The 24342-nt window shown below is 41.4% G+C and carries 23 protein-coding genes; 5 read left to right on the forward strand and 18 right to left on the reverse strand.

All coding sequences use genetic code 11. From position 1 onward, the window contains the following. Positions 1-84: 84 nt before the first annotated feature. The 4 genes from BP621_RS15245 to BP621_RS15260 form a co-directional block, all read right to left on the reverse strand. On the reverse strand, positions 85-1311 hold the full coding sequence (locus BP621_RS15245; protein ID WP_292391434.1) for a radical SAM protein: 1227 nt from the start codon (positions 1309-1311) through the stop codon (positions 85-87). A 342-nt stretch (positions 1312-1653) separates the two neighbouring features. Beyond that, the gene (locus tag BP621_RS15250) at positions 1654-2265 is read right to left on the reverse strand and encodes a translation initiation factor IF-2 subunit beta (RefSeq protein WP_292391435.1); all 612 of its coding nucleotides are present in this window, start codon (positions 2263-2265) and stop codon (positions 1654-1656) included. Between the two features lie 34 nt (positions 2266-2299). Next, a complete protein-coding gene (locus tag BP621_RS15255) occupies positions 2300-2821 on the reverse strand; it encodes a 50S ribosomal protein L16 (protein WP_292391436.1) in 522 nt (173 codons plus the stop codon). A gap of 427 nt (positions 2822-3248) precedes the next feature. Further along, positions 3249-4370: a DUF1786 domain-containing protein gene (locus BP621_RS15260; protein WP_292391437.1), complete on the reverse strand. Its 1122-nt coding sequence runs from the start codon at positions 4368-4370 to the stop codon at positions 3249-3251. Positions 4371-4497: 127 nt separating this feature from the next. Between BP621_RS15260 and BP621_RS15265 the strand changes: the two genes are divergently transcribed. After that, entirely contained in the window at positions 4498-5037 is a 540-nt protein-coding gene (locus BP621_RS15265) for a MogA/MoaB family molybdenum cofactor biosynthesis protein (RefSeq protein ID WP_292391502.1), read from the forward strand. 2 nt (positions 5038-5039) lie between these two features. Continuing rightward, positions 5040-5594, forward strand: a complete 555-nt coding sequence (locus BP621_RS15270) for a DUF3795 domain-containing protein (RefSeq protein WP_292391438.1) — start codon at positions 5040-5042, stop codon at positions 5592-5594. A 97-nt stretch (positions 5595-5691) separates the two neighbouring features. Here BP621_RS15270 and BP621_RS15275 read toward each other — a convergent pair whose 3' ends face one another. From BP621_RS15275 to feoB, 3 genes are read right to left on the reverse strand one after another with little or no spacing between them, the layout of a single operon-like run. Further along, positions 5692-5943: a FeoA family protein gene (locus BP621_RS15275; RefSeq protein ID WP_292391439.1), complete on the reverse strand. Its 252-nt coding sequence runs from the start codon at positions 5941-5943 to the stop codon at positions 5692-5694. Continuing rightward, positions 5937-6104, reverse strand: coding sequence for a hypothetical protein (locus BP621_RS15280; protein ID WP_292391440.1), 168 nt, complete (start codon positions 6102-6104; stop codon positions 5937-5939). Before BP621_RS15280 ends, BP621_RS15275 begins: the two co-directional genes overlap by 7 nt. Continuing rightward, positions 6101-8314, reverse strand: a complete 2214-nt coding sequence (feoB, locus tag BP621_RS15285) for a ferrous iron transport protein B (protein ID WP_292391441.1) — start codon at positions 8312-8314, stop codon at positions 6101-6103. Before feoB ends, BP621_RS15280 begins: the two co-directional genes overlap by 4 nt. Positions 8315-8981: 667 nt before the next feature. Between feoB and BP621_RS15290 the strand changes: the two genes are divergently transcribed. After that, a complete protein-coding gene (locus tag BP621_RS15290) occupies positions 8982-9521 on the forward strand; it encodes a cupin domain-containing protein (protein ID WP_292391442.1) in 540 nt (179 codons plus the stop codon). Positions 9522-9836: 315 nt separating this feature from the next. Here BP621_RS15290 and BP621_RS15295 read toward each other — a convergent pair whose 3' ends face one another. Further along, positions 9837-10625, reverse strand: a complete 789-nt coding sequence (locus BP621_RS15295; protein WP_292391443.1) for a helix-turn-helix transcriptional regulator — start codon at positions 10623-10625, stop codon at positions 9837-9839. Between the two features lie 690 nt (positions 10626-11315). Here BP621_RS15295 and BP621_RS15300 point away from each other — a divergent pair. After that, positions 11316-11576, forward strand: a complete 261-nt coding sequence (locus tag BP621_RS15300; RefSeq protein ID WP_292391445.1) for a YhbY family RNA-binding protein — start codon at positions 11316-11318, stop codon at positions 11574-11576. Positions 11577-12045: 469 nt separating this feature from the next. After that, the gene (gene alaS / locus BP621_RS15305; protein ID WP_292391446.1) at positions 12046-14829 is read left to right on the forward strand and encodes an alanine--tRNA ligase; all 2784 of its coding nucleotides are present in this window, start codon (positions 12046-12048) and stop codon (positions 14827-14829) included. Positions 14830-15019: 190 nt separating this feature from the next. Here the strand turns inward: alaS and BP621_RS15310 are convergent, their stop codons facing one another. From BP621_RS15310 to BP621_RS15355, 10 genes are all read right to left on the reverse strand, one after another. Beyond that, a complete protein-coding gene (locus BP621_RS15310; protein WP_292391448.1) occupies positions 15020-16060 on the reverse strand; it encodes a class I SAM-dependent methyltransferase in 1041 nt (346 codons plus the stop codon). A 290-nt stretch (positions 16061-16350) separates the two neighbouring features. Beyond that, on the reverse strand, positions 16351-16833 hold the full coding sequence (locus BP621_RS15315; RefSeq protein WP_292391450.1) for a hydrolase: 483 nt from the start codon (positions 16831-16833) through the stop codon (positions 16351-16353). Positions 16834-16941: 108 nt separating this feature from the next. Continuing rightward, complete coding sequence (locus BP621_RS15320) at positions 16942-17598, reverse strand: hypothetical protein (protein ID WP_292391452.1); 657 nt, start codon at positions 17596-17598, stop codon at positions 16942-16944. 83 nt (positions 17599-17681) lie between these two features. Beyond that, positions 17682-18275: a plasmid pRiA4b ORF-3 family protein gene (locus BP621_RS15325; protein WP_292391454.1), complete on the reverse strand. Its 594-nt coding sequence runs from the start codon at positions 18273-18275 to the stop codon at positions 17682-17684. 543 nt (positions 18276-18818) lie between these two features. Further along, complete coding sequence (locus BP621_RS15330) at positions 18819-19217, reverse strand: DUF523 domain-containing protein (protein ID WP_292391456.1); 399 nt, start codon at positions 19215-19217, stop codon at positions 18819-18821. Between the two features lie 1047 nt (positions 19218-20264). Next, positions 20265-21371, reverse strand: a complete 1107-nt coding sequence (locus BP621_RS15335; protein ID WP_292391458.1) for a GNAT family N-acetyltransferase — start codon at positions 21369-21371, stop codon at positions 20265-20267. Positions 21372-21536: 165 nt separating this feature from the next. Continuing rightward, on the reverse strand, positions 21537-22664 hold the full coding sequence (locus tag BP621_RS15340; protein ID WP_292391460.1) for an isocitrate/isopropylmalate dehydrogenase family protein: 1128 nt from the start codon (positions 22662-22664) through the stop codon (positions 21537-21539). A 97-nt stretch (positions 22665-22761) separates the two neighbouring features. Beyond that, positions 22762-23250: a 3-isopropylmalate dehydratase small subunit gene (locus BP621_RS15345; protein ID WP_292391461.1), complete on the reverse strand. Its 489-nt coding sequence runs from the start codon at positions 23248-23250 to the stop codon at positions 22762-22764. Positions 23251-23522: 272 nt separating this feature from the next. Further along, entirely contained in the window at positions 23523-23894 is a 372-nt protein-coding gene (locus BP621_RS15350) for a hypothetical protein (protein WP_292391463.1), read from the reverse strand. 66 nt (positions 23895-23960) lie between these two features. Beyond that, positions 23961-24107 carry a hypothetical protein gene (locus BP621_RS15355; RefSeq protein ID WP_292391464.1) on the reverse strand — a complete coding sequence of 49 codons (147 nt, stop codon included), beginning with the start codon at positions 24105-24107 and terminating at the stop codon, positions 23961-23963. Between the last annotated feature and the right edge of the window lie 235 nt (positions 24108-24342).

Consider the following 24342-nt stretch of genomic DNA (forward strand, 5'->3'; position numbering starts at 1 on the left):
AAGCAGGTTAAAAGGAATTTAAATGTGCCAGAAAAAACGCTAGAGGGAAATACTGTAAAAGGATACTTTATAACTTATTCCTTTTTACTTGTCACAAACCTTTTCAAAAGGATAAGGCAGCTTTGCTCCTACTGGAATTCTGTCTACAAACTCCATAAACTCCGGATCGTGCATAGGGGCCAGGCTTTTCTGCTTCTTGAAGTAAGTATAGCTCCTGATTTTTTGCCAAGCGTCTTTTAAGGATTCCTCTTTTATGTTCCCAAAACTGAAAGGCGGATAAGGCCCGGCTTTTACATCTCCGTCGGCCGTAATATGCATCCAGCGCCTACCTTCCATTGCGCCAAGCATCTGACCTTCAAAATAAGTATTTGCAAACATCCGTGGGCCGTCCGGGCTGGCATTTATCCTGTGGTACATTTCAAGGATGTCTCTCCTATTTTTACCAGTGAGCACAGGCTCATTTCTGGTTTTGGGCATTGCTTCCCAGACTGAAAATTCATGGACTCCAAGTTCTGATGCAAGGTTATAGAGTGCAGGCAGTTCATGTATATTTGAGGGGGATGCATGTGTTGTCATTACAACCATGAGCCCGGCTTCAAGTGCCAGTTTTATGGCAGAAACAGCTCGTTCATATGCTCCCTCGGACTTTCGGACAGCATCATGTTTTCCAGGATCAGTTGAATAAATTCCTATCATCAGGGAGTGAAGCCCCGCTTCTTTTAAACGGGAAGCAGTTTCTCTTGAAAAATCCGTTCCCCATGTGGAACAGTTTACTATAGCGCGCTTCTTGTCCACATACTTGATTAGTTCAAAAACCTCTTCTCTCAGTAGAGGATCATTTTCAGTAAATGAGATAATTAAAGTACCAAATTCAAGGGCTTCGTCAATAATTCTTTTTACAGTACTGGTATCCAGCTCATCTGCAACCGTCCCAGGTTGGCACCTCGAATTGCTTTGGCGGGTAAGTTCAATGGATACGGTTTCAGGAATGTATTTTCCGAGAGCTATCTGTATTTCCGCAAAAATAAGGCGTTTGAAAGCAGGGCTAGGTATCGGCGGGAGCCAGGCCGACGCAATTACCCTATTCTCCTCTACGAGGGCTAGCTTTTCCTCCCTTAAGCGGGAGTTAATCATTTTCAATATAGGGTTGCAGGCTGCTCTAAGGGCTCCGTTTGCTGTAAGCTCTAGGATATCTCCTGCCTGCCGAAGATTTACTGACAGCCCAGGTATTGAGAGGACTTCTATATTTTGTTCCTTCGCTGGGATCTTTCTCAATGAAACTTCCGGTGTATCCTTTTTTTCAGAAGTCATTTTTTCCTCACAACATGCTTTTTAAAAAAGGCTTGACCAAGAACTTTTAAAAAATTTGACCAAAAACAGAAAATGGCGCAAGCCTTTTGAGAAAAGTTTTGATCAAAGCCTTTCCGGTGGAAAGCTTGACCAAAGGCCCTAAGCAGCGAAGCCTTTCAAAATAGGCTTTGACCGAGAACATGACAATGTTTGAGTTTGAGGGCCTTATTCCCAAACTCTATCCGGCGTGGTCAAGCGACGTAACGCTTGCAGCTTAACGGTTGAATTTTTAAGCTGCTCGGGCGCGAAAAATGAAGTAATCGACCTGAGCCACCTTAAAATATTTATATGAAAGCTTAAATCTCAGGCTGCTCTCTCTGAGAAGGCGAGGTTTCCGCTGATTTTCTTTATCTTTACTTTGACCACGTCGCCTTTTCCGGCGCCGGGCACGAAAACCGTATACTTGTCTATCTTTGCTATCCCATCACCTTTGGATCCTACTGCATCGATCCGGAGTTCGTAAGTTCCGCCTTCTTCGATAGCATCCCTGACAACCACATTGCTTACCTTTCTCTTTTTGACAGGTCTGTGAGCTCCGCAAGCAGAACATCTCAGGATAAGTACCCTGTCCACTCGAACAAGCTGGGTGTCCGGGCGTCCGCATTCCGAACACATAACGTATTCGTCCACATAAGCCTGAATGTTATCAGAGATCTGGGCTCTCGTAAACCTTCCCTGGAAGACTGCACGTGTGCCTTCTATTTTCCCTGCAGTCCCCAGTTCCCTTGTGAGATATTTCATCAGGTGGTCAGGATCTCGGTTAAGGATATCTGCAATATTTCCGAAGTTCTCAAGAATTGTAGTCTTGCCTTCGGAAAATATTCTGGGCTCAGGGATTACGAATCGAGCATCCGTAGTCTCGGTGTCAGGCATTTTTGCCATTGCACGGTTCAAAAGCTCTTCGTAATCGTACATGTTATGCTCCTTTTGATGTTAACAGCTTAACTGATTACCGTACCAGTTCTGCTCCTTCATCGATAACGACTCTACAGGGAGTTGGCAGTTTCTGTCCTGCATGCCAGAGAGCTTTCTTTGCGGCTGCAAAGTTCTGCTTTTCAACAGCCACTGTGAAGATCTTCTGTAATGGGTTTACCCTGGCTGCAGTACCTACATTCTTCCCAAAAGCCCTGCGCATTCCACTGGATACACGGTCAGCACCCGCACCAGTTGCCTGCTTGTTTTCCCTGAGGACTTCGTGGGGATAGACACGGAGCTTCATGTAATAGCCCATCTTCCCTGTATCTTCAGTTAGGTGCCTGTTTGCTGTAATACGGGCTGCTTCAAGAGCAGTGTGCCTTATCTGGCATTTTTCTTCTACAAGCAGAGAGATTTTAATCGGGAAAGAGGTGTTTGCTTTGTCTCCCATGTCATAATGAATAATCTGGCTGCCTGGAACACCGCCCATGTATTTTCTTCTGGTAAATGAGCGCTGCCTCACGTTTCTATACATACTTCCTGGCTTTCGTACCATAAGCTTGATTCTCCTGAAAGATAATGAGTTTAACTTAACTTCTTAGCTTAGTTTAATTTAGCTTTACTTAACTTAGCTTAACTTAGCTCAGCTTAATTTAACTTAATTAGCTTAGTATCACTTAATTTAGCCTGATTAGCTTAATTTAATTTTGCTAAAATTTGTTGTAACGGACTCCTTTCCGGTTCCTTTCCGCATATAAATGTTTGCAGTAAGTTCGTAAAAAACCATCTAGCAAACGATTCAGTATGAGATATGTGCATATAGAGATACCTGCCTGTATTTACATTTATCTGTAAACCTGCCCTGGTGGACTTCCGCAGGCAGCTCCTGCATTTTTCCGGTTCCCTGATGGGGATTCGGAATTGAATTTTGTAACCCCTGAAAATTTGTATATTCTGGGCTTAAGCGACTTACTCCCTACTACTTAGTGGTTTATAAGGTTTATTGCTGGTTCAGGGTACTTCTCCAGAAACCCTGCAAGAAGCCCAAAACAGCCTGAAAGCATCATGCTCCCGAAAGGCGCGGCAAAATGCAGTTTATTTGATATCTCCTTCCTGATTTCGGACTCCAAAAGCTTTTCAAGCATTTCTCTTTTTGGACCCGTAACTAATATAGATCTAACCTGCTCAAATTCTAAAGCTTCCTTTATGTATGCACCGTGCCCCCCGTCTTCGAAAACCTCTTCAAAACCAAGCTTTCCGTCGGCAAGTCTTATTATATAGTCCTGGAGTTTTTCAGGATTCATGAGGGAAGTGTGGTGCTCAAAAACCGCCGTGATCCTGTTTTCATTCACAAGCGCTCCCAGAGTATGCCCATTTCCAATATTAACCACAACAGACGGCTGTACCGCCGCAGGATCAGTAAGCGCTCCAAAGATAGCAGCAGGCCCGGTATCCATGAAAATTGCTCTAGTTTTCCGGTTCCCTGCAGCTTTGAGAAGGGAATCTGCCTGGGCCTTCATTCGGGTAAAAGCCTCAGGAATTTCCTCGGGTCTGTAGACGAAGTTTTCAAGTTCTCCTCCCTTTTCAATGAGTTCTCGAAGAAGTTCAAAGCGGTAAATCCTGTTGCTCTTATCAGGGGCATTTCCGTGGTCCTGTACTGCCACGGCATAATTTGTAGGCATCTGAACCTCAAAGGCCGAAAGTGCAGCTGAGGTTGATTCAGGATCGAAATCCCGCATAACAATTTCCTGTGCATTCTCTTCAGATGCAAGTTTTTTTGCTTCTGCTTCGGAGACGATTTGAATCCCGAAAGCCTTTACTTTTTCAATGTTATCATTGATAGTCAAAGCAGCCTGTTCAGTAGCATACACTGGAAGACCTGCCTTTAGATGAGCCCTGATAGCAAACGTTAAAGGGCCTCCTCCCATTATATTTCCGGTAAACACTATTGTCTTTCCCTTTTTGGTTGCTTTCCGTACCTTTTTCGCAATTATCTGGGTAGGAGCAGGCATGACCATCAGCAAGCTGTTTTCCACCTCTTTTTCCGAATTGAAGAGCAGAATGTCCTGTGTACCCGTTCCTACATCCACTGCAAGTATCAGCATACCTGTGCATTGGTTAATAAAATATTAAAACATAGGCAAGCAAATAAAAGTGAACAGAAACTGGATAACAGGAATTTCGAGAATGAAATTTGAATCAAATGAATACAAAATGGAGGATGTGACTTTCATGAAAGAGTCCACACCGGAAATTCACAAAAAAGAAGCAAAAAAATCCTTTTCTTTTGCCTTAATCACAATTTCTAGCTCAAGGTATGAAAAATACGGAAATTCCGCTTCGCCTGAGGAAGCTGAAGACCTTTCAGGAAAAGCCATGAAGGATCTTCTCGAAGCGGCTGGCCATAAAATTTCCTTTTACAGGCTTGTTTCCGACGAAAAAACTTCAATTACCGATGCAGTTCTTGATGCACTTGACAGCTCCGCAGATATTATTATTACAAGTGGAGGCACAGGGCTTGCACCAAAAGACATTACAATCGAGTCTGTAACTCCACTTTTTGAAAAGGAAATCTCAGGCTTTGGGGAACTTTTCAGGTACAAAAGCCTTGAAGACATAGGAACATCGGTAATCCTTACCAGAGCTGCGGCAGGCGTAATTAAAGGAAAAGCGGTATTTTGCCTTCCGGGTTCGCCAAATGCTGTGAAACTGGCGCTTTCGGAGATTATAATTCCTGAAGCCGGGCATATTGTCAGGCATGTAAGGGAATAAGTATGCATATCAACTATCTTGAAATAGGAGTCTGTGGACTTTCTTGCAGGCTTTGCCCTATGTATAATACTGAAGCAAAGAGCAAATGCTTAGGATGCAAGAGTCCTACCAGAATGGCTGTTGGTTGCCCATTTATCACCTGTGCATTAAAAAGAAAAGGAATTGAATTTTGCTGGGAGTGTGAAGAAAGCAACACTTGTGAGAAATGGAAGAAACATAGAGAAGTCGGTAAAAAATTTGATTCCTTCAAATGTTATCAAACTCTTGAAGAGGATATTTCATTTATATGTAAGAATGGTGTTGATGAATTTGAAAAAATACAAAAACAAAGAGAGTATTTACTTAAAGAGATGTTAAAAGACTTTAACGAAGGTCGTTCAAAAAGCTATTATTGCATTGCTGCAACTGTTTTGGAACTTGAAGAACTTAAGAGAGCGCTGAATCAAGCAAAAAAAGAATCTGATGGACTTAATATCAAAGAGAAATCAAAGATTCTTCATTCGATTTTAGACAGCATCGCTTTAAAGAAAAAATATTACTTAAAATTAAGAAAATAAATATGTGCTGTATCTTGTGGTATCCAAAAATAATTTTGGGTATTTAAGATCTTTAGTTCTCCTATAATTTGTTTCTCGCCTTTCCGTCACAGGTGAATCAATAGCTAACATAAATATGATTTGCTATTTCCCTATCAACAGCATACCTAGTCTGGTCAACCTCAAAAAGATATGAAGGGGACCGTCTAAGCAGAGTAATAGGCATTCCTGGGAGGATACCCATAGCTATTAACTTCTGTAGAATTCCCGGATTTTTGGTCTCAAGGTGGTCAATTTTTCCAGTTTTTTTGGGTTCCATTGCGCAGAGAGTTATAGTTTTCAGGGCAAGACGTGAGTTTTTATTTACCATTTGAAAAACCTCCTTATGGATTGAATTATCTTTGCTTCTTGTACAAGTTCATAACCGCAGTTCGGGCAGCACTGCTTATTACAGCTATGGAGTTTCCCGCAGCCTGTACATTTCGTTTCGTCAGCTTTCTCAAATTCGTTTCCGCAGAGTGGGCATTTCACAAATTAACCCCCAGCAGTTTTAACAGGTTATTTACGATAAAGCCCGTAAAGAATGCAAACGGGAAAATAAAGCCCGAAATTGCAAGTGCTGTTTTAAAACCTCTTTCTTTTATCGTCATCATGAACTGAGCTATACAGGGCATGAAAAGAGTAAGAGTAATGGCTGCAACTAAGAGTTGCACACCTGTCAGTAATCCGGAATCATGCATTCCATAAAGTCCAGCTGCCCCGAAATCTCTCCTGAAGAAGCCAAAAAGGAAGACATCAGCTGCATCAGGAGGCAGGCCTATCCAGACTGTTGGGTATTCTATGATTTTCAGGGCAAGGGCAAAAAGGCCTGTTAGCTTGCCTATCCAGATCAAAACACTTGCCAGTACGAATAGAGGAAGTACTTCAAGGAAATACCAGTGCATTCTGGAGTAAGTTTTCACCAGTATGTTCGAAAGTTTCGGTTTCCTGAGAGGGGGCATTTCAAGTATGAAGGTAGGAGCTTCTCCTGGCAGGACTCTGGAAGCCAGGAAACCTATCAGGATAAATTCCAGTATTATTACTATAGACCAGATAAGCAGGCTCTCAGGGTTTCCCGAGAGAATTGAAAGAATAATGCCCAACTGTGCCGAGCAAGGAATTGCAAGAGCCAGCAGGATATTTGCAATAATCCTTTCCCGCTTTGTTTCAAGGGTTCTAGTAACAACTGTAGCCATTGTAGAGCAGCCAAACCCGAGTACCATTGGAATAACTGCCCTTCCGCTGAGCCCTATTTTCTTGAACATGCCATCTAGGAGCAGACTCAGCCTTGGAAGATATCCAGTATCTTCAATAATTGAAAACACAAGGAAAAAGGCTCCCACTATTGGAAGGATAAGGGCAATTGCGTATGTTACGGCCTGAGTAAAAATCCCGTATTCTCCCACGAAAAGGTCCTGCAAAGCCGGGTAGGGTACAAGCGACATGAACTTTGCAGTTACAAGGGGATTTACATATCCTCCAAAGACTGTATTTTCCAGAAAATCAACAACTGTCCCAGCTGCAAACACGCCTACGAACAGATAAAGTCCGAAATACAGGACTAGAAATAACACAGGTATTCCAAGCACAGGATGAATGAGAATATTGTCTATTTTTTCGGAAAGATCAATATTTCCCTTTTGCTTTTTTCTCTCTTCTATTTTCCCTGCTCGGTTTTTTGCTGGGCCAGATTTCGTTTTCTCCTGCGCAGCGCAGGTATAGTTTTCTTCCTTTTCTGTGCCTTTCTCTGCTTCTGTTCCTATTTTCCCGGCTTTCCCACTGTTTTTCTCGGTTCCCTCAGGCATCGTCATTACCTGTCCCACTATTCCATTTACGCACTCCTGGCGTTTCAGGGTGAGCAGGTAGGAAAGAGGAACTTCAGATTTCTTTGAGGCGGCTTCTGCAAGTTTCCGGATTTCTTCGGAACTTTTTTCCAGGTCTTCTCTCCCACATTCTGGTTTTTTTTCAGCTTTGCACAGGTATTCAAGGGCAGTCTGATCTTCCTGGAGCAGCAGGAGTGAGATCGCTCTTTTTGAAATTCCAACTTCTTTTGCAGGACCTAGCAGACTTTCAATTGTTTCAATGTATGGCTCAATTTCTGTGCCGTAGTCGAGTTTTTGCCTGAATTTTTGCGTATTGTTTCGAGAGGTATACTCCGAAATTGCAGCTTTAAGTTCATCTATCCCTTTTTCTTCGCTTGAAACTGTTCCAACAACCGGGATTCCCAGGGACTGGCTGAGTTCAGATATATCGATTTCAATTCTCCTTTCTTCAGCCTCGTCCATCATATTCAGCACAAGAATGAGGGGAAGCCCGGCTTCAAGGAGCTGCAAGGTAAAAGAAAGCATGCGCCTGAGGTTTCGGGCATCTACTACATGGAGGTAAACTAAAGGCTTTTCCTCAAAAAGCAGAAGCTGAGATACCCTTTCTTCCTCACTCACAGGGAGTAGGGAATACATTCCGGGCGTGTCAATGATTTCATATTCCCTTTCTCCAATCCTTGCTTTTCCATGGGCGATTTCAACTGAAGTTCCCGGATAATTGGAAACCAGGGTATAACTTCCGGAGAGTGCATTAAAAAGACTGCTTTTTCCCACGTTAGGATTTCCTATAAGTATTATTTTAGGAAGCCCTTCTCCTGGAGTGCATCCCTTTTTTCCGCAGCAACACTCTTTTTCAGGACAGATAACTGGCAATTTCATACTTTTACTCTTATTTTTTAGGCAAACCTAATTTTTAATTTTATCCGCATTTAGGCATACCTAATATTTAAGGTTACTGCAAGTGGCAAAATTCTCCCAAATTTATTGTCCAAAAATAGGATTTAAAAAGTTTTAAATCAAAAAACCTTAACCTGAATCTCCAATTTAAATTTCAATTTGTGAGCTTATCCCAAACCCAATTTTCAGTCTCCCTCATTCAGATTTTCAAGATTATTTTTGAGGATCAGAAACTCGATTTTTCTCGGTTAACAAATATACATGAGCTTAGGTTCCAAACTTAGCGACCCAATGAAAACTAGATACATTTTATGAAAAAAATCCTAAAATATATAATTATTTAGACTTTTTTATATAATTATAACTTAATAACGCCAAGTTTGTGATTTTTATTTTAATCTATCCAATATTTATATTTCTACTAATATTATAATTTAGAAATACCATTGATATATTGCACGTATTTTAAATCGTCTTTGTTGGCAAATCACATGACATAAAATGGGGAGTAGAATTTACATTGTTAGTATCCACATCAAAATACACTGAACGATTTATTGAAAATGAACACTTCTGCCAACGTGGGTGAATTGAAAAACTAACATTTGCAAAATTCATTAAGTTGAAACAGATTAGGGGAGTCAACAAAATGAGTCTAAAAAAGACACTGGGTATTTTGCTGGCAGTTTGTTTTTTACTGTCATTTACAGCAGCGGCAGTAAGTGCTAAAGAACTGCCCAGTATGGCTGGAAAGGAGACACATAAGACAGTAGAAAAAACAAAAAATAAAGTGAAAGGATTTTCAATCAACATCGAAAAAGCCACTTTGGAAAATAATTATTTCCGCAAGGTACTCTATACTGCAAAGCATAGCCAACTGGTGCTTATGAGCCTCAAGCCCGGAGAAGATATCGGAATGGAAGTGCACGAGAATGACGACCAGTTTTTCCGCTTTGAAGAAGGACAGGGAAAGTGCATAATTAACGGTAACGAATATAAAGTCGGCAAAGGATCTGCGGTAATAGTACCAGCTGGAGCTCAGCACAATATCATCAACACCTTGAAAACAGGTTCTTTGAAACTTTATACGATCTATTCGCCGCCTGTTCACAAGGATCAAATCGTGCGCGCCACGAAGGCAGAAGCCGAAGCTAATCCTGCGGAGTTTAACGGCGTGACTACGGAATGAAATAAGGATAAGACATAAAAAGTAGGAGACATAAAAAGTAGGAGACATAAAAAGTAGGAATTAACGCTTTGTGAAAACAAAGCGTTTTTCTCTTTATATTTTGAAATAAAGGTAGGAATTCCTTTAAAATCGCTCGTTCGCAACAGTAATGGTTGCGGTCAGTTTTTTATTCCAATGATTTGATCTATTTTTTAGAGAATTTGTACAAGAGATTCAAAAGTCAAATTTTTATTTTTTAGATAGGCTTTATATCTACGATTCAATAATTCAGGTTCAATCCTATGACTCAGTGACCTGCGGATCATACGTTGCTGCTTATTTGATTCTTACTTCCCTGCTCATGCCCCTGTAGTATTTAAACAGATCCTCTCCCCATTTTATTGCTTGCGGTTCGAAACTTATCACATACTGGCGGTCAAACCTCCCACTTTCATTAAATAATCCCAGACTCATTATCCTGTTAGAGGTAGCAACAAGTGCAGGGATTTCCACTTCTTTTTCCAGAATATAAAGGCTTGAGTTTTCCATCTTGAGGAATTCTTTTCCCTTTTCTTTGAAATCTTCTACAAGCCGCAAGTATACGGCTTCACTCAAAACAAGAGAAAGTTCAATGCCTTTCCTTGCGAGGTCAAGAAAAAGAGCCGGAAATTGAGGATGAAAATAAGAATAAAACATTTGAATACGGGTCGAGTTATAAAGATTTCTTACAAATTCCTGGTTTAAATCAAAAGTATGACTGAGGTCCGGTTCTATAAGGCGATAGTCTCCAAGCTCACTAATCCTTCTTATAAGGTGGGGCGGAATAGGAGCAAGCTTTCTATTGGCCCAAAATTCTTCATTTTTTTCAAACACCGACAGAGTATCAAGCAGGGGCTGCATTTTTTCTACAACAATTTCCCCTATCGTGCTGAGCCGGTACATACCTTCTTCACGGATTACCAGATCCTCTTCTCTCAGCTTCTTTATTTGCGGAAGAAGGGCTGTCCTGGGTACTTGAAGCTTCTCAAGGGTCTCTTCAATATCCTTAGGGCCTTCTTTCAGGAGCAGAAGAAAATCTTTTCTTTTCTCTGAAAACAGGATAAGATCAAGCAAGCCGAGAGTCATTTTATAGTCTCCATCCTGAACTTATGAAAAAAGGTTTTGTTCGCCGGTTTCGTCTTTATGGTTCGTTTTTCAAATCCCTAATGAGTGCCAAACTGCTAATAAAGGTGTCGAAATTATTTGAAAACTTCGCCCTGTTTCTTACCATATTGGGAAAATAGCCATAATTTAGCGAATTTACGGACAAAGATTCTCTCACAATCCTTATTTTCTTTTTATCTACTTCATGTGAGTCCAGAATAAACCGATAAGCTCAATTAAGTGAAAAAACAAACGCAGAATGAACAAACTTAACTTATTGCTTATATGTCTAAAGTTTAACCTACTTCTAGGTCTGTCTGAAACTTAACTTATTGTCGACACCGATCTGAAACTTAACTTACTGCCAGTGTTAGACTCAGAAGCTTGATCCATTCCTACTATAAATCTGGAAGTTCACCTGACTGCTTTTCAGTTTGCTAGGAAACGTTGATATATAAGCTGATGAGAAAAGAGAGAAACCTGGATGAATGGTAAATAGTTACGAGTAAGTAGCAAACAGCTCCGAGTAAGTGACAAACAGTTTTCAGAAGTAAATAATCTTTTTATTGATTGTATAATTTTTCGTATAAATTATAATAATATATAAATTATACTGAGATGAATGTTTCATAATTGGCAGAATGAGTTTTACAATTAATGTGAGGAAGGTCAATGGAGAAAGAAAAGTTATACAGGTTAAAAGCTGAAGCAAATCAGCTTTCCCCTATTCTTAATGTCGGAAAGAACGGGGTAACGGACACTCTTGTTGAGGAACTCAATAAGCAGATAAAAGCTAACAGGCTTGTGAAGGTAAGGGTACTCAAAAGCGCTGAAGAAGGAAAAGACTTGAAGGATATCGCGGAAGAAATTGCTACCGCTACGAGATCCACTGTGATAGAGGTACGTGGAAGGACCGTGGTTCTGTACAGGTAAGAATTAAGGTGCAGGAATTATCCTTTCTTGATTCAGAGTTTTGGCAAGTCTTCGAATACAAAGACTGCCTTTTATTTTAATTAGAATAACTTCCTGCCTTTTAAAATGAAGAATAAGGTTTTTCTGTAGAATCTCTGTAATAGGCTAAAGTCTTTGAGTACGCAGTTGCTTTAATATAAACTTATTATCTACTTCGTTATGTTGGTAAGTTATTTATTCTGCAAAAGCAACATCGAGTTGCAAATTATTCGCACATGATTTACGGATGTTTCATTATTTCAGATTAGTCCCCCTATAATTTATATAAAAGTTAACGGATGAATAAATTGAATTACTGTATAGAAATTCAAAATTCCATAGTATGTGCACTTGAAGTGCCTGGAAGTTCCTTGAAACGGTTGAGTTGGGGTATTCCTTCTTTTGTTCTCAGATAAACTAGGGCAAAACCCAACCCTCCGGAGAGATTGTTATGCTTGAAGATGAATATCAACTTGAATTTTTCAAAAATAACGGGTTCGTCCGGAAGCAGTGCCAGTCATGTGGCAAGTTCTTCTGGACACGTGACCTTGATCGAAAGACATGCGGAGATGCGCCCTGCGATCCTTATACCTTTATAGGTAACCCGGTCTTTTCCAGGGAATTTGATATCTCCCAGATGCGTGAGTATTATCTCTCCTTCTTTGAAGAGAGGGGACATACAAGGGTCAATCGTTATCCTGTAGTTGCCCGCTGGAGGGATGACCTTTATCTTACCATTGCATCCATTGCAGACTTCCAGCCTTTCGTAACCTCAGGGCAGGTTCCCCCACCTGCAAATCCCCTCACGATTTCCCAACCCTGCATTCGCCTGAACGACCTGGACTCTGTGGGCAGGAGCGGACGCCATCTTACAACCTTTGAGATGATGGCACATCACGCCTTCAATAAAAGGGATCACGAAATCTACTGGAAGGAACACACCCTGGAACTCTGTGATGAACTCCTTAATTCACTTAATTTAGATCCCCTTGCTGTAAGTTATAAGGAAGAACCCTGGGCAGGCGGAGGAAATGCCGGGCCCTGTGTCGAGGTTCTTGTGAACGGGCTCGAGCTTGCTACCCTTGTCTTCATGGATCTGAAAGCCGATAAAAAAGGTGACATTCTCATCAAAGGTGAGACCTATTCGAAGATGGATAACTACATCGTAGATACAGGGTATGGGCTCGAACGTTTTGTCTGGGCGTCGAAGGGTTCCCCTACAATCTATGACGCACTTTTCCCTGGCATAGTAAACGAACTCATGGGGCTTGCAGGGCTTGAGCATGAGCTGGATAACTCTGAGTATGCAAATATCCTGGCCCAGAATGCGCGGCTTGCAGGGTTTATGGATGTCAGTGAACAGGCAAACCTTCTGGAACTCAGGAAAAAGGTTGCTTCAAGCATTGGAATGACCGTGGATAAACTCTCGGCTATAATGGAACCCGTAGAAAAGGTCTATGCAATTACTGACCATACGCGCTGTCTGACTTTCATGCTTGGAGACGGGATTATTCCCTCGAATGTCAAGGCAGGGTATCTTGCAAGGCTTGTCATCAGGCGGACTTTACGCATGATGGGTGACCTTGACATCCGCACCCCGCTTTCCGAGATTATGGATATGCATATAAAAGATATGCCGGAGTATCCCGAGTTCAGGGAAAACTTCCCGGTCATACAGGATATCTTGGAATCTGAAGAAGAAAAGTTCCGCAGTACAATGGAGAGAGGCCGAAGGATCATTCAGAAATCGGCATCTCATTTCAAGAAAACTGGGGAAAAGATTCCTTTATCCCAGTTAACTGAACTTTATGATTCCCACGGAATCCCTCCCGAGATGGCAAAAGAAGTAGCAGCCGAAATCGGAGTAGACGTAGAGTTCCCTGACAACTTCTATTCCATTATTGGTGAACTACATAACAAGGCTGAGGAAAAGGAAGAAGAAGTAGTTCCGTTTGCAGACCGGCTTAAACACCTCCCGAAGACGAAGCGCAGCTTCTACGACGAGCCCACACGTCTGGAATTTGAGGCTGTTGTACTGGATATCTTTGACAACAACATAGTGCTGGATAACACCTTTTTCTATGCTGAAGGTGGAGGGCAGCCTGCAGATCTGGGAACAATCACTACCGGGTACGTGGTATACAGAGTAGTGGACGTCCAGATCTACAACGGAGTAATAGTACACACTGTAGAGAATCCTGATGGGACTCTTGATATCCGCAAGGGTGACATTGTCAATGGTAAAGTGGATGAAACTCGCAGAATGACCCTTGCCAGGCACCACACGGCAACCCATATAGTAAATGATGCAGCAAGGAAAGTTCTTGGGAAACACATCTGGCAAGCTGGTGCCCAGAAGTTTGAAGACCATTCAAGGCTTGACCTCTCACATTATAAGCATATCTCCCCTGATGAACTGAAGCAGATAGAGCTTCTGGCAAACCGCACGGTTATGGAAAACAAACGTGTGATTACGGAATGGATGCCAAGAACTGAAGCCGAACAGGAATACGGCTTTGGGCTCTATCAGGGTGGAGTGCCTCCAGGAGAAAAAATCCGGATTGTAAAGGTCGGAGACGATGTTGAGGCCTGTGCAGGTACGCACTGTGTCAGTACAGGAGTTATCGGCCCGATCAAAATCCTGAGGACAGAGAGGATTCAGGATGGAGTGGAGAGAGTTGAGTTTGCAGCAGGAGTTGCAGCTGTACGCGCTATGCAAAAGATCGATTCGCTCTTGGCAGATTCCGCAAAGACTCTTAGTGTGCCTCCAGAACAGCTTCCGGCAAGTGCTGAGCGTTTCTTCGGGGAATGGAAAGACCTCAAAAAAGAAAACGAAAAACTCAAGGAAGAGCTTGCCCGAGCCAGGGTTTACAGGCTGCTGGGTGAGGCTTCTGAGGTTGCAGGCCTCAAGGTTATTGCTGAATTCGTTCCGGGGGCTGATTCTCTTGAACTTCAAAAAATCGCTACCGAATTCCTGAAACGTGAAGACGTGGTAACTCTTCTCGCAAGCGATGCCGAAGGAGTTAAGCTCGTGGCATCTGCCGGGCAAAAAGCCTTAAGCTGTGGAATCAACGCCGGCAGCCTTGTCCGCGAGATGTCGAAGCTTGTAAGCGGAGGCGGAGGTGGAAAGCCTGCCCTTGCTATGGGTGGTGGAACTAACCCTTCAAGGATTCAGGATGCTCTTGCTCGTGGGCTTGAACTCGTAAAAGAAGCCTGCAAAGAAGTATGCAAGTGAGTCTGAAAAAAGGAAGACTACAGTAAGCCTGGAAAAAGGAAGTCTACAGGTAAGTCTGAAGGCACTGGGTATTTAATGCCCAGCATTTCGTTTTTATTTTTCTCTTTTCTCTTTTATTTGTCCTTTTTGATCTTTTCAAACTTTTGACCAGATCTATGTTTCTTTCAAACTTTTCCAGTCACTGCCCCCTTTAATCGTTAAATATAATTTCGCAAAGGATTGCAGTCCCGTCTTTTACAAAGAGATGCACGGTTTTATTTCCTTCTAGGCCTTTTTCAACCTCGTTTCTGACTTCCCAGTATTCTTCGGGCTTCACGCCTGCCCTGAGCACAACGCTTCCGATATTCTGGTCTTTCAAGAATTTATTGATCTCTTTTGGTTCAAAAGGGCAGACTTTCAGCACCAGATAATGATTTTTGATCATGGACTGCTTTATCAAAGCATCCGAAGTCAACAAAAGCCTTTTTTTGTCAACTCTGAAAAGCTCGAAACCTCCCATAAGAGGTCCTGCCATCTGCATCATGGATTCCACAAGTTCAGGCAGCAGCCCGGCTGCAACCACCGATGGCTCAGGCTCATAAGCGCAGAGTTTCATTTTCTCAGTTTCCCTTATCTGAGGGAGCAGCCCATGTTGTGAAACTAGTCCTTCGCCTGCAGGCAGAGCCACAGCCATGCGGTCATGCTGCTTCAGCCCTCCGACGTAAAGGGTAAGGCGGTTGAGCTGTCCGTCCAGTGAGATGTATTCTTTTTCGCAATCAAAAGGAATCCTTTCAGGCGGCATCTGGGGAGGAGCTTCAAAAGCAAAATTTCTGGTCTTTTCGCCGTAAGCAGCCAGCACATTCGGAATTCCCGGCTCAAGGCTTGAGACCTTTCTCTCATTTTCTTCGGCCGGGCGGAATGGATCCGAAAATATCACATCAACGGCCGGGATCTGTTCTATAACTTTCGGGTCAAGGGCATCTCCGCAAATGAATCTCACGTTGTCAAGCCCGTACATCGCGCAGTTCTGTTTTGCATACTCGATTTTTTTGGGGTCGATTTCCACTGCATACACGAACTCACATTGCTGTGCAAAAAAGACGGTCTGCCCCCCTATTCCGCAGCTAATGTCAGCCAGAACCTTACATCTCAAACGCTGCGCCCTATAGCGGGCAATGGGCTCAGGGGTCGCAAAGCGCAGGCTTTCCTTGTCCCCATGCAGGGGCTTCTCAAATTGTTTTCTCCGTGCCACGTCGATCAGGAGTAGTAAATAGTTTATGGGATTTAAAGGCAACTGAAAGGGAGGATAGTTGAATTTCACTGCAAGCGCTCGCTTGCTTGATCACAAAGGTTGCGCCGTTTAATCACGCCGCTTCTCGGGGTAAGGTTTTCATTGCACCATTTTCGGTCAAACCTTTTTTAAAAAGGGTTGTGATCACGCCATTACGTCGTTTTCGATCAGGCCTTTTTAAAAAAGCTTGTGAAAAAGTTTGCGTATTAAGATAGGGCTGGCTAACAAGCGCTGGTATCATTATCTTACTTTTATTCCACTTCGGAAATAATCACGACGTAGTTTTTCCCGTATTTTTCGGCACAGGCTGGACAGGTAGTATACCACATATACCATTTCTTAATTTCCAGGCCCTGGCTTTTTGCGCAGGCTTCAAAATCCTGGCACCATTCTGCTGTATTTTCGAAGTTTCCCTCATAGACTTTGCTCAAAAATTTTCCGCTCAGTGTCACATTTTCGGCGCCGTCCACTTCTTTATCAACAGCCAGGTAAAGATCCATGTTGCTTTCTGAGGTATGGTCCGATAAACAGAGCCAGTCCGGCATTTCTGCGCCTACCCTGGCGACTTTCTCGTTCATCCGCATTATTACCTCTCCAAAATTCAGAGGCATGTAAAACTGCGTGGTAACCGAATCTTTGATGAACCTTTTATTGTTCCATTCAAACACTTTTCCGTCCCAGGGGGCGGGGTCAAATCGAGGACAACATTCTTGAATTTCGAAGTTGCTGGTCATAATTTTTCACCCTGTTAAATAATGACTTTATTTATTATTTGAGGGTTGCGATTTTAATCTTTTTCTGTGGAAGCTGCTTCTCGATAACAAATAAGAAAATGCACAATTTTATTGCTCTTTTGTTACAAAAGGAGGATAATAATCTTTGGAAAGGGTTTTTTCAAGCTTGTCAGGCTCGAAATCATAATACTCGGGGATGTACTCAAACCGCAATTTGCCATTTTCGAGATAAAACCTTACTTTTGCATCAAAAGCAACCGGACGATATCTATCGTTGTCCGCTGGCATGTCTCTATACAGCATTTGTTGTTCTTTCCAGCAGAGCTGGTCGTTTTCCAGCTGCAAATCATATACTCCATAAGCAATTCCTTCCATAGTATGTTCATGAACAGTGGATGAAAGAAGTCTCATTATTCCGGTTATTCTGGACGTACTTTTGCGCTCTGCCAATTCATATCGAAATACGCTTACGCCGTTAAAATCTTTTTTAACAGCTCCTCGTTTTTTGTCCGATCCCATATAGTAGATTTTTTCGCGAGTGATAGTGGTCATGTCAAATTGAAAACCATGTTCTGAGATAGTTAAATTTGAAAAAAACATTTCATCGGAATAAACTCCTTCAAACTTGCCTTCCTCAATCTGATAAACTACTTCATCTGTAACGAGTTTTTTACCAATTACAGAGTTTTTCAGAAACCTGATTATTTTTTCTCTATCAAAATCACATATCTGGCAAAAAGGTTCTTCTGGAGGCGTCGTATTCATAATATATTTCTCCATGACATTCTTTGTTGATTAAAGCGTGAAGAGTTCTTTGCCGATAGTGTATACAAATTGTGTGTACACAATTATACAATTTTGGATTTTAGCGCAGGTTCGAAAGCAACGTCTTTTGGGTCAAAGTACTCTGGGTCAAAATCTTTCCCCAGCCACGCCATTGTATGTTCGTATTCCTCATGCTCTGGGTCTTTCAGGATCTCAAGCATTTCTTCATATCCCCATATTCCTCCAATGTCCTCAGGGGCAGCTGCTCTTTTTCCTGCAGTGCAGATAGGATATTTCACTCCTCGTTTTTTCGGAAGGATCTCCTCAAGCCGGACTTTTATCTCCCAGTTGTCCCCGAAATCGTACCTGTACAGAGCAACCTTATTTTCCGGAATGAAGTATTTGGAAAGCTTAACCTTATTCTCCGGCACAAGGGGTTCACAGAAAGTTTCACAATCGTCATCTGTTTTCCCTATTTTGTCAAGTTCCCCGGTTTTTGGGTTTTGCATTTCGAATTCATGCAAATGGTAATCTTCCCAATTCATTACAGTCTGGATAGCCTTATGAAGATCCAAAAAAGTATAATTTTCCGGCACCTGGATTCGCCGCCAGATCTTAGGAGTAATGCCTTTCATTGAAAGCTTTAACTGGTAAACTTTCTCGAAAGTTTTTTCCATTTATTATTCACCAAAATATAACTTGAGTCTCTCTATTTCAGGCTTTGGGGAATTTTGCTCAGAAACCAACAGTCACGCAGATAAGAAGACTTCTATCAGGAATCCAAGAGATTTCCTTCCCTTTATGGCAGGAAATGGAATTGTACATTCTATTCCTAACATCCATCCACATAATTACTCTCAAACTATAGATAAATAGTTAAGGTAAAGTATATAACGGTGTATATTATTTCTTTCCACAATCAACCACTTCTTCAATCAGGAATATAGAAAGTCAACAATTGTTTTATTAATTCTTATTCGAAAATAAGACGAAATAGACTATAAAAAACTCTGTAGATGGATATACTATAAGATTTGCTTCTTATAGTGAAAAGAGGTAATACACCCTGCGCCTTGTCGGCTCCTATTTAGCAGGGTGAATATCATCTTCCCATTCGTTTTAATAAAATATATTCAATTTGTTATACCAGTGAAAATAATTTATTTATCTCAATCCTTTTTAGTAGATCTCGCTCGCGAATGTTAATTTAAGCATATTAGTCAAATATTATATACTTTAATTCCATTCTTTTCTAGTAGTTTAGCTAAAATCCCATAATCTTTCCCACACATCGGAGAATCCTTTAATAAAAAAGCTTTTTTAACGTTGAATATTTGAGCTAACCTTAACACTTCATTTGCTCCTTTTTGATACTGCTCGGTATAGTCTATACCATCATACCGCCCAATTACCTTTTCATTTAAAACATTACATGGAGGTCTTGGTGTTGGTAATCCACCCATTATTTCTCCACATAAAGGAATTACATTATATTTCACCCGCAATTCCTCGGTTTTCTTCTCTTTATATAGCATATGCCCCATTTTATGAGATCTTCCATGATATCTACAGACCACACCAAACGCACAAAGTGACACTACTACGTTTTCTTTATCCATCTTAACATATCCTACAGTTTCAATCCTTATTTTAGTGGATTTTGCTTACGAATTCATGTATATTCTTGGTCACTCTGGAGTAGTAATAAGTTTCAATCCTTGTTTTAGTGGATCTTGCTCGCGAATTTAACACGTCTTAACTGGCTATTCTCAGAGTTATTATAGACAGGGGGCACGATAGTTATTGTTTATTATTATTCTGGATAGAATCCTGCAAAGGACAGTCTTTATCTATTGAATAGCCCCAAACATTTCTCTGTAATAATTCACAAAAGAATATAGTGCAGGCTCCAGTAATTTTAGATTGCTTACAACTAAAACAATCTTTAGGCTTCATTATTCCTCCGTGGACGGTCTGAACGTGTCAATTTAACCTGTACTTATTATGAACTACTTCTTATTAACCAATTTATATACTATGCTATTTAAGTTTCAATTTGGTTTTAGCCCCGATTTGACAAATAAATACCTAAAATATATAATAAATTTAATACTTTTTCTCTTCTATAATACAAGTTTATACACTAAGTTGTATGATTTTTTATATTAAACCAGTCTTAAAAGTCCAAAATAGTACTTTTTAAAACAAAGCGGATCTTTAATTTGATCCAAAGTTTATATGCAGGTTTTACTACAAAACTATGTATTAGTAAATAAGAAAACAGAAGTTTTGTCAGCGTAACCTAGTAACTCTGAGTATTCGTAATGGTTCTGTGTATAATATTTCAGGCATCTGCCAAAAAAATCTTGTAAGTCCCACAGTAGTTTTTATCCAGTGCTTCTGTACATGTGTAAGAATCATCTCTATATCCATCACATCTCGATATGTATTCACATTTCGTATCAAACAAACTTGTTGTCCCGAGAACCATATTAAAAATTTTCATATGCTAATATACTCCCATCAACATATTTAAATTTATTCTAATGTATTCAATTATGGAGCTTAGCATACGACAATTTTCATTTTTTATTGAAAAGGATTTTACGAGGCTATCCCAAAACCTGTTAATTCTAAATCACTTAAGGGAATTATCCTTCTTACCCTCATGGAATCATATCTCTGATATCTATATAAAACGGACTGAAAATCGGCAAGTCCCCTTCAAACGATTTTGCAAATATGTTCCAAGTTTCAATCTGAGGTTTTAGTTTTTTCGTTACTGCAAGAAAATCATCGTCTGGATCTGTTGCGGTCATAAGGTAGTCTTGTTTCATATCAATTAATAGGTTACTCAACCGTTTAAGTAGCGCCAGCATAGCCTCAGGTTGTCGTTTATCAAATGCGTAATCAGCAATATAAAGCAATTTTAAGTGTTCTCTTTCGGCTGTAATCTTCGGTACTTTTGTAATATGGCTTAGAACTCCAAAAGCAGATCTCATCATCTTCATTGCTGCCGGTTCTCTGGCATAATATAAATTTCCCAGTTTGGAATTATCCCATAGTCCGGCACAGGCCACGATTTTATTATTTTTGTCTCTGACCGCCCAGAAATTTTCCAGTCCATACCAGGGAACGTCTTTCAAATGCGCTTCAAAGGTTTGAGCTGTAAACGGCACGAAATGTATGAAACCTGAATTATACTCATTAATAAGGCCGACTGCATCACCAATCTCTTTCTTATCAACAGGCTTTATTGAATACTCTGGCGATATGTCCGATTCTTTATAAGTTGGAACTGCCGGCGTTTTAATCTCTCTCACGCTGGAATATCCCATCTTACCGAATAAGGATTTGGAAGCGTTGTTTGACTCGTATACATAGGCATAGGTGTAACTTGATCCCATTCCCAGGGCTTTTTCTTCCGCCTTCTTCAAAAGCTGCGTGGCAACTCCTTTCCTCCTGAAAGCCGGATGAACCATCACCTCAGTAATATACCCACACTTTATATTTCTTTCAGAAGCTTGGGTTGGTTTCACAGTCAAACCTATCCAGCCAGCGATTTTTCCCTCTTCTTCTGCCACAAGCATATTCCAGTTCTTATACATTTTATAACGGGTAATTATATCCTTCTTGTCTACGCCTAGCGCACAGTTTTCATCACCTTGTGGGCACAGTCTTTCTATTTCAAGCAAGTTTTGATTATCATTATCACTGAAAGGTCTAATGGAGATCACAGATATATCCCCTATTATCGATTTTTCCCATTTCAACTGAACCTTTCTATCTATTTATCACACCCTAAATATATATACTTTGTACCGGTCAACTCGCGTACAAATATTTAAAAGAAACTTAAAAAAATGTAGCGAAAGCTAATTAAAAATACAATGAAAAAATAACAATGAAAAAAGAAATATAGTAAAGGGAGAGTTGAATTATTCTCCCCTTATTATTCTTGCAATGTCGTCTCCAACATCTGAAGTACTGCTCTTGCCGCCCAAATCGTAGGTTTTGACTTTGCCGTCTAGGATGTTTTTCTGGATTGCATTGACTATGGTGTCTGCGGCTTCCTTTTCTCCGAGCTGCTCTATGAGCATTGCACCTGCCCAGATTGTGGCAATCGGGTTGACTTTATTCTGGCCCTTGTACTTTGGGGCTGAACCGTGAATTGGCTCGAACATGCTTGTGCCTTTCGGGTTGATGTTACCGCCAGGAGCAAGGCCGAGGCCGCCCTGGATCATAGCTCCGAGATCGGTAATAATGTCTCCGAACATGTTCGGGGTTACAACCACATCGAACCATTCTGGGTTTTTCACAAACCACATTGTGATGGCATCAACGAAGTTAAAGTCTGTAGTAACGCCTGGATGTTTTGCAGAAATTGCATTGAACTCTTCTCTCCAGAAGCCGTAGATATCGGAAAGCACATTTGCCTTATCAACAGACGAAACATGTTTTTTCCGGTTCTCGGCAAGGTCAAAGGCGTACTCGATAACCCTTTTTGTGCCTTCTTTGGAGATCAGGCCTATCTGGTATCCTATTTCTTCGCTGTCGGTCTCGATATCAAGCCCGAATTTTGCGGAGTAGAGCGTTCTTTTTACCTCAAGAAGGTTTTTGCTCGCTCCTTTTTTTGCTCTGCCGCCGACCCCTACGTAGAAGTCCTCTGTGTTTTCCCTTACAACTACAAAATCGATATCTTTTGAGGTTTTATCTTTGAGCGGGGTCCAAACTCCGTCAAGAAGTTTTATCGGACGAAGGTTGATATACTCGTCAAAATAAAAACGTGCAGTTAATAAGATTCCCTTCTCAAGGATGCCAGGGGCAATCCTTGGGTCTCCGATGGAACCAAGGTAAATGGCAGGGTACCCGGATAACTCCTTTAAGGTATCTTCCGAAATCAGTTCCCCCGTCTCAAGATAATGGTCTGCTCCATTCGGGTATTCAATCCATTCTACATCAAAACCGAATCTTTCGCCAGCGGCATCTATGACCTTTCTGCCTTCGGCGATAATTTCTGGGCCTATCCCGTCACCCGGGAGGACCGGAATCTTATACTGCGTCATATTTTTACTCCTTTCAAATTTACAGGCAAAAAACTGCCTTTTTTATTATGAGGTCTCAAACGCGGACAGGGCTGTCTCAGGACAGATTTCCTGCGTTTTAGCGTTCAGAGACTAGTTTCCTGGCATATTCTATAAGCCCTCCTGCATCCACGATTTCACGCACGAAATCAGGGAGGGGGGTTGCCTGGTAGGTCTCACCTTTTGTTTTGTTTTCAATAACTCCTGTGGCAAGGTTTACTTCAAGCTCGTCTCCATCATCAATCCTGTCAGTGTCAGGGCATTCCAGGACCGGAACTCCGATATTTATTGCGTTCCTGAAAAAAATCCTTGCAAAAGATTTTGCAATTACACAGGCTACTTTTGCTCCTTTCAGGGCAAGGGGCGCGTGCTCGCGTGAGGAACCGCAACCAAAATTGTTTCCCGCGACCACTATATCATTTTCGTGAACGTTTTTTGCAAATTCGGGGCGTACGCCTTCAAACGTGTACTTTGCAAGCTCTTCAGGGGTATTGTAAATCAGGTACCTTCCGGGAATTACTGCATCCGTATCCACGTCATCTCCGAACTTCCAGGCTCTTCCTTTCATAACATCACCGGTCTTTTGTTGCAATTAAATGCAGCTACATTAGAATTTTTACAGCCCGAATTTGGCTGCACTCACAGGGTTGAAGTATCACAGGTAATATTTATATTATTTTCTAACAGGGCCAAAAATTAGTTAACAATTACAATCCTTTTACTCCTGAGTTTCCCCAGGAAATCTACAGAATGAGTTATTTTATAGTTGAACATCATTTCCGTTGCTTTTTCCTTCGGTACGGGGCTCAAGAGTACTTGGTTCTCCTCCTCCGTGCCAGCTTAGCCTCGGGCGGATTTTCTAATATATGCCTGGATATTTTCCTGTATATAAAGAGGTCGCGAAGTTTCCAGAGCAAGAATATCATCATTTGCCTTAAGGCGATGGCAGATAAGAAGATCACTCTGGGAAACTACGTCAGGGTGCAGGCTTGCAGGCCGCTGGGTTGCCAGGACAAGGGAGAGGCCAGGCTGCCGACCCTGCCTGAGATAGTGGTTAATAATCACTTTCGAGGCAAGGCCTTCAGTCTTTGCGGGTATGAAAATGTGAGTCTCATCTATAAAGAGCCAGATCATGGGAAATTCTTCCTCATGGGTCATTTCAATATCGGCCCCGGCTGGAGTGAACTCCCAGTTCTTAAGCCTCCGCTTCAAAAGTGTTTGGATACTTCATTATCCAGAAAATTCCCATAGTCAATAACAACGGACGCAAGCTTTTCCTTATAGCCGGTTCAAGAAAGGCGAGTTCTTCAAACATACAGCCCATAGTATGGGATTTTCTGTATTCCCTCTTCCGCAGATCAAAATAGCATGAGGCTTCAGGGCATCAAGATAAACGGCTGCTCCTCGAGAGTGGTCAAGTGCCATGTAATTTCCAGTTGACAGGAACCCTTTTCCGATGTTCTCTTCACTTCCAAGTACACGCAGCGCCCCAGCATTTTTCCCTGAAAAACAGGTCTGAGCTCTTTGTTTTCGACTTTCAGCATCTGATAGTATAGATTGAACTCTATTTAAAATAATTTACGTTCAAGATCTTAAATAAAAAAGTGTTATAATTTATATACTCTAAAAGGACTCGGAATGAATATAAAAGGCTCTAAAA

This window comes from Methanosarcina sp. UBA5, assembly GCF_002505485.1.
Classification (GTDB): Archaea; Halobacteriota; Methanosarcinia; order Methanosarcinales; family Methanosarcinaceae; genus Methanosarcina.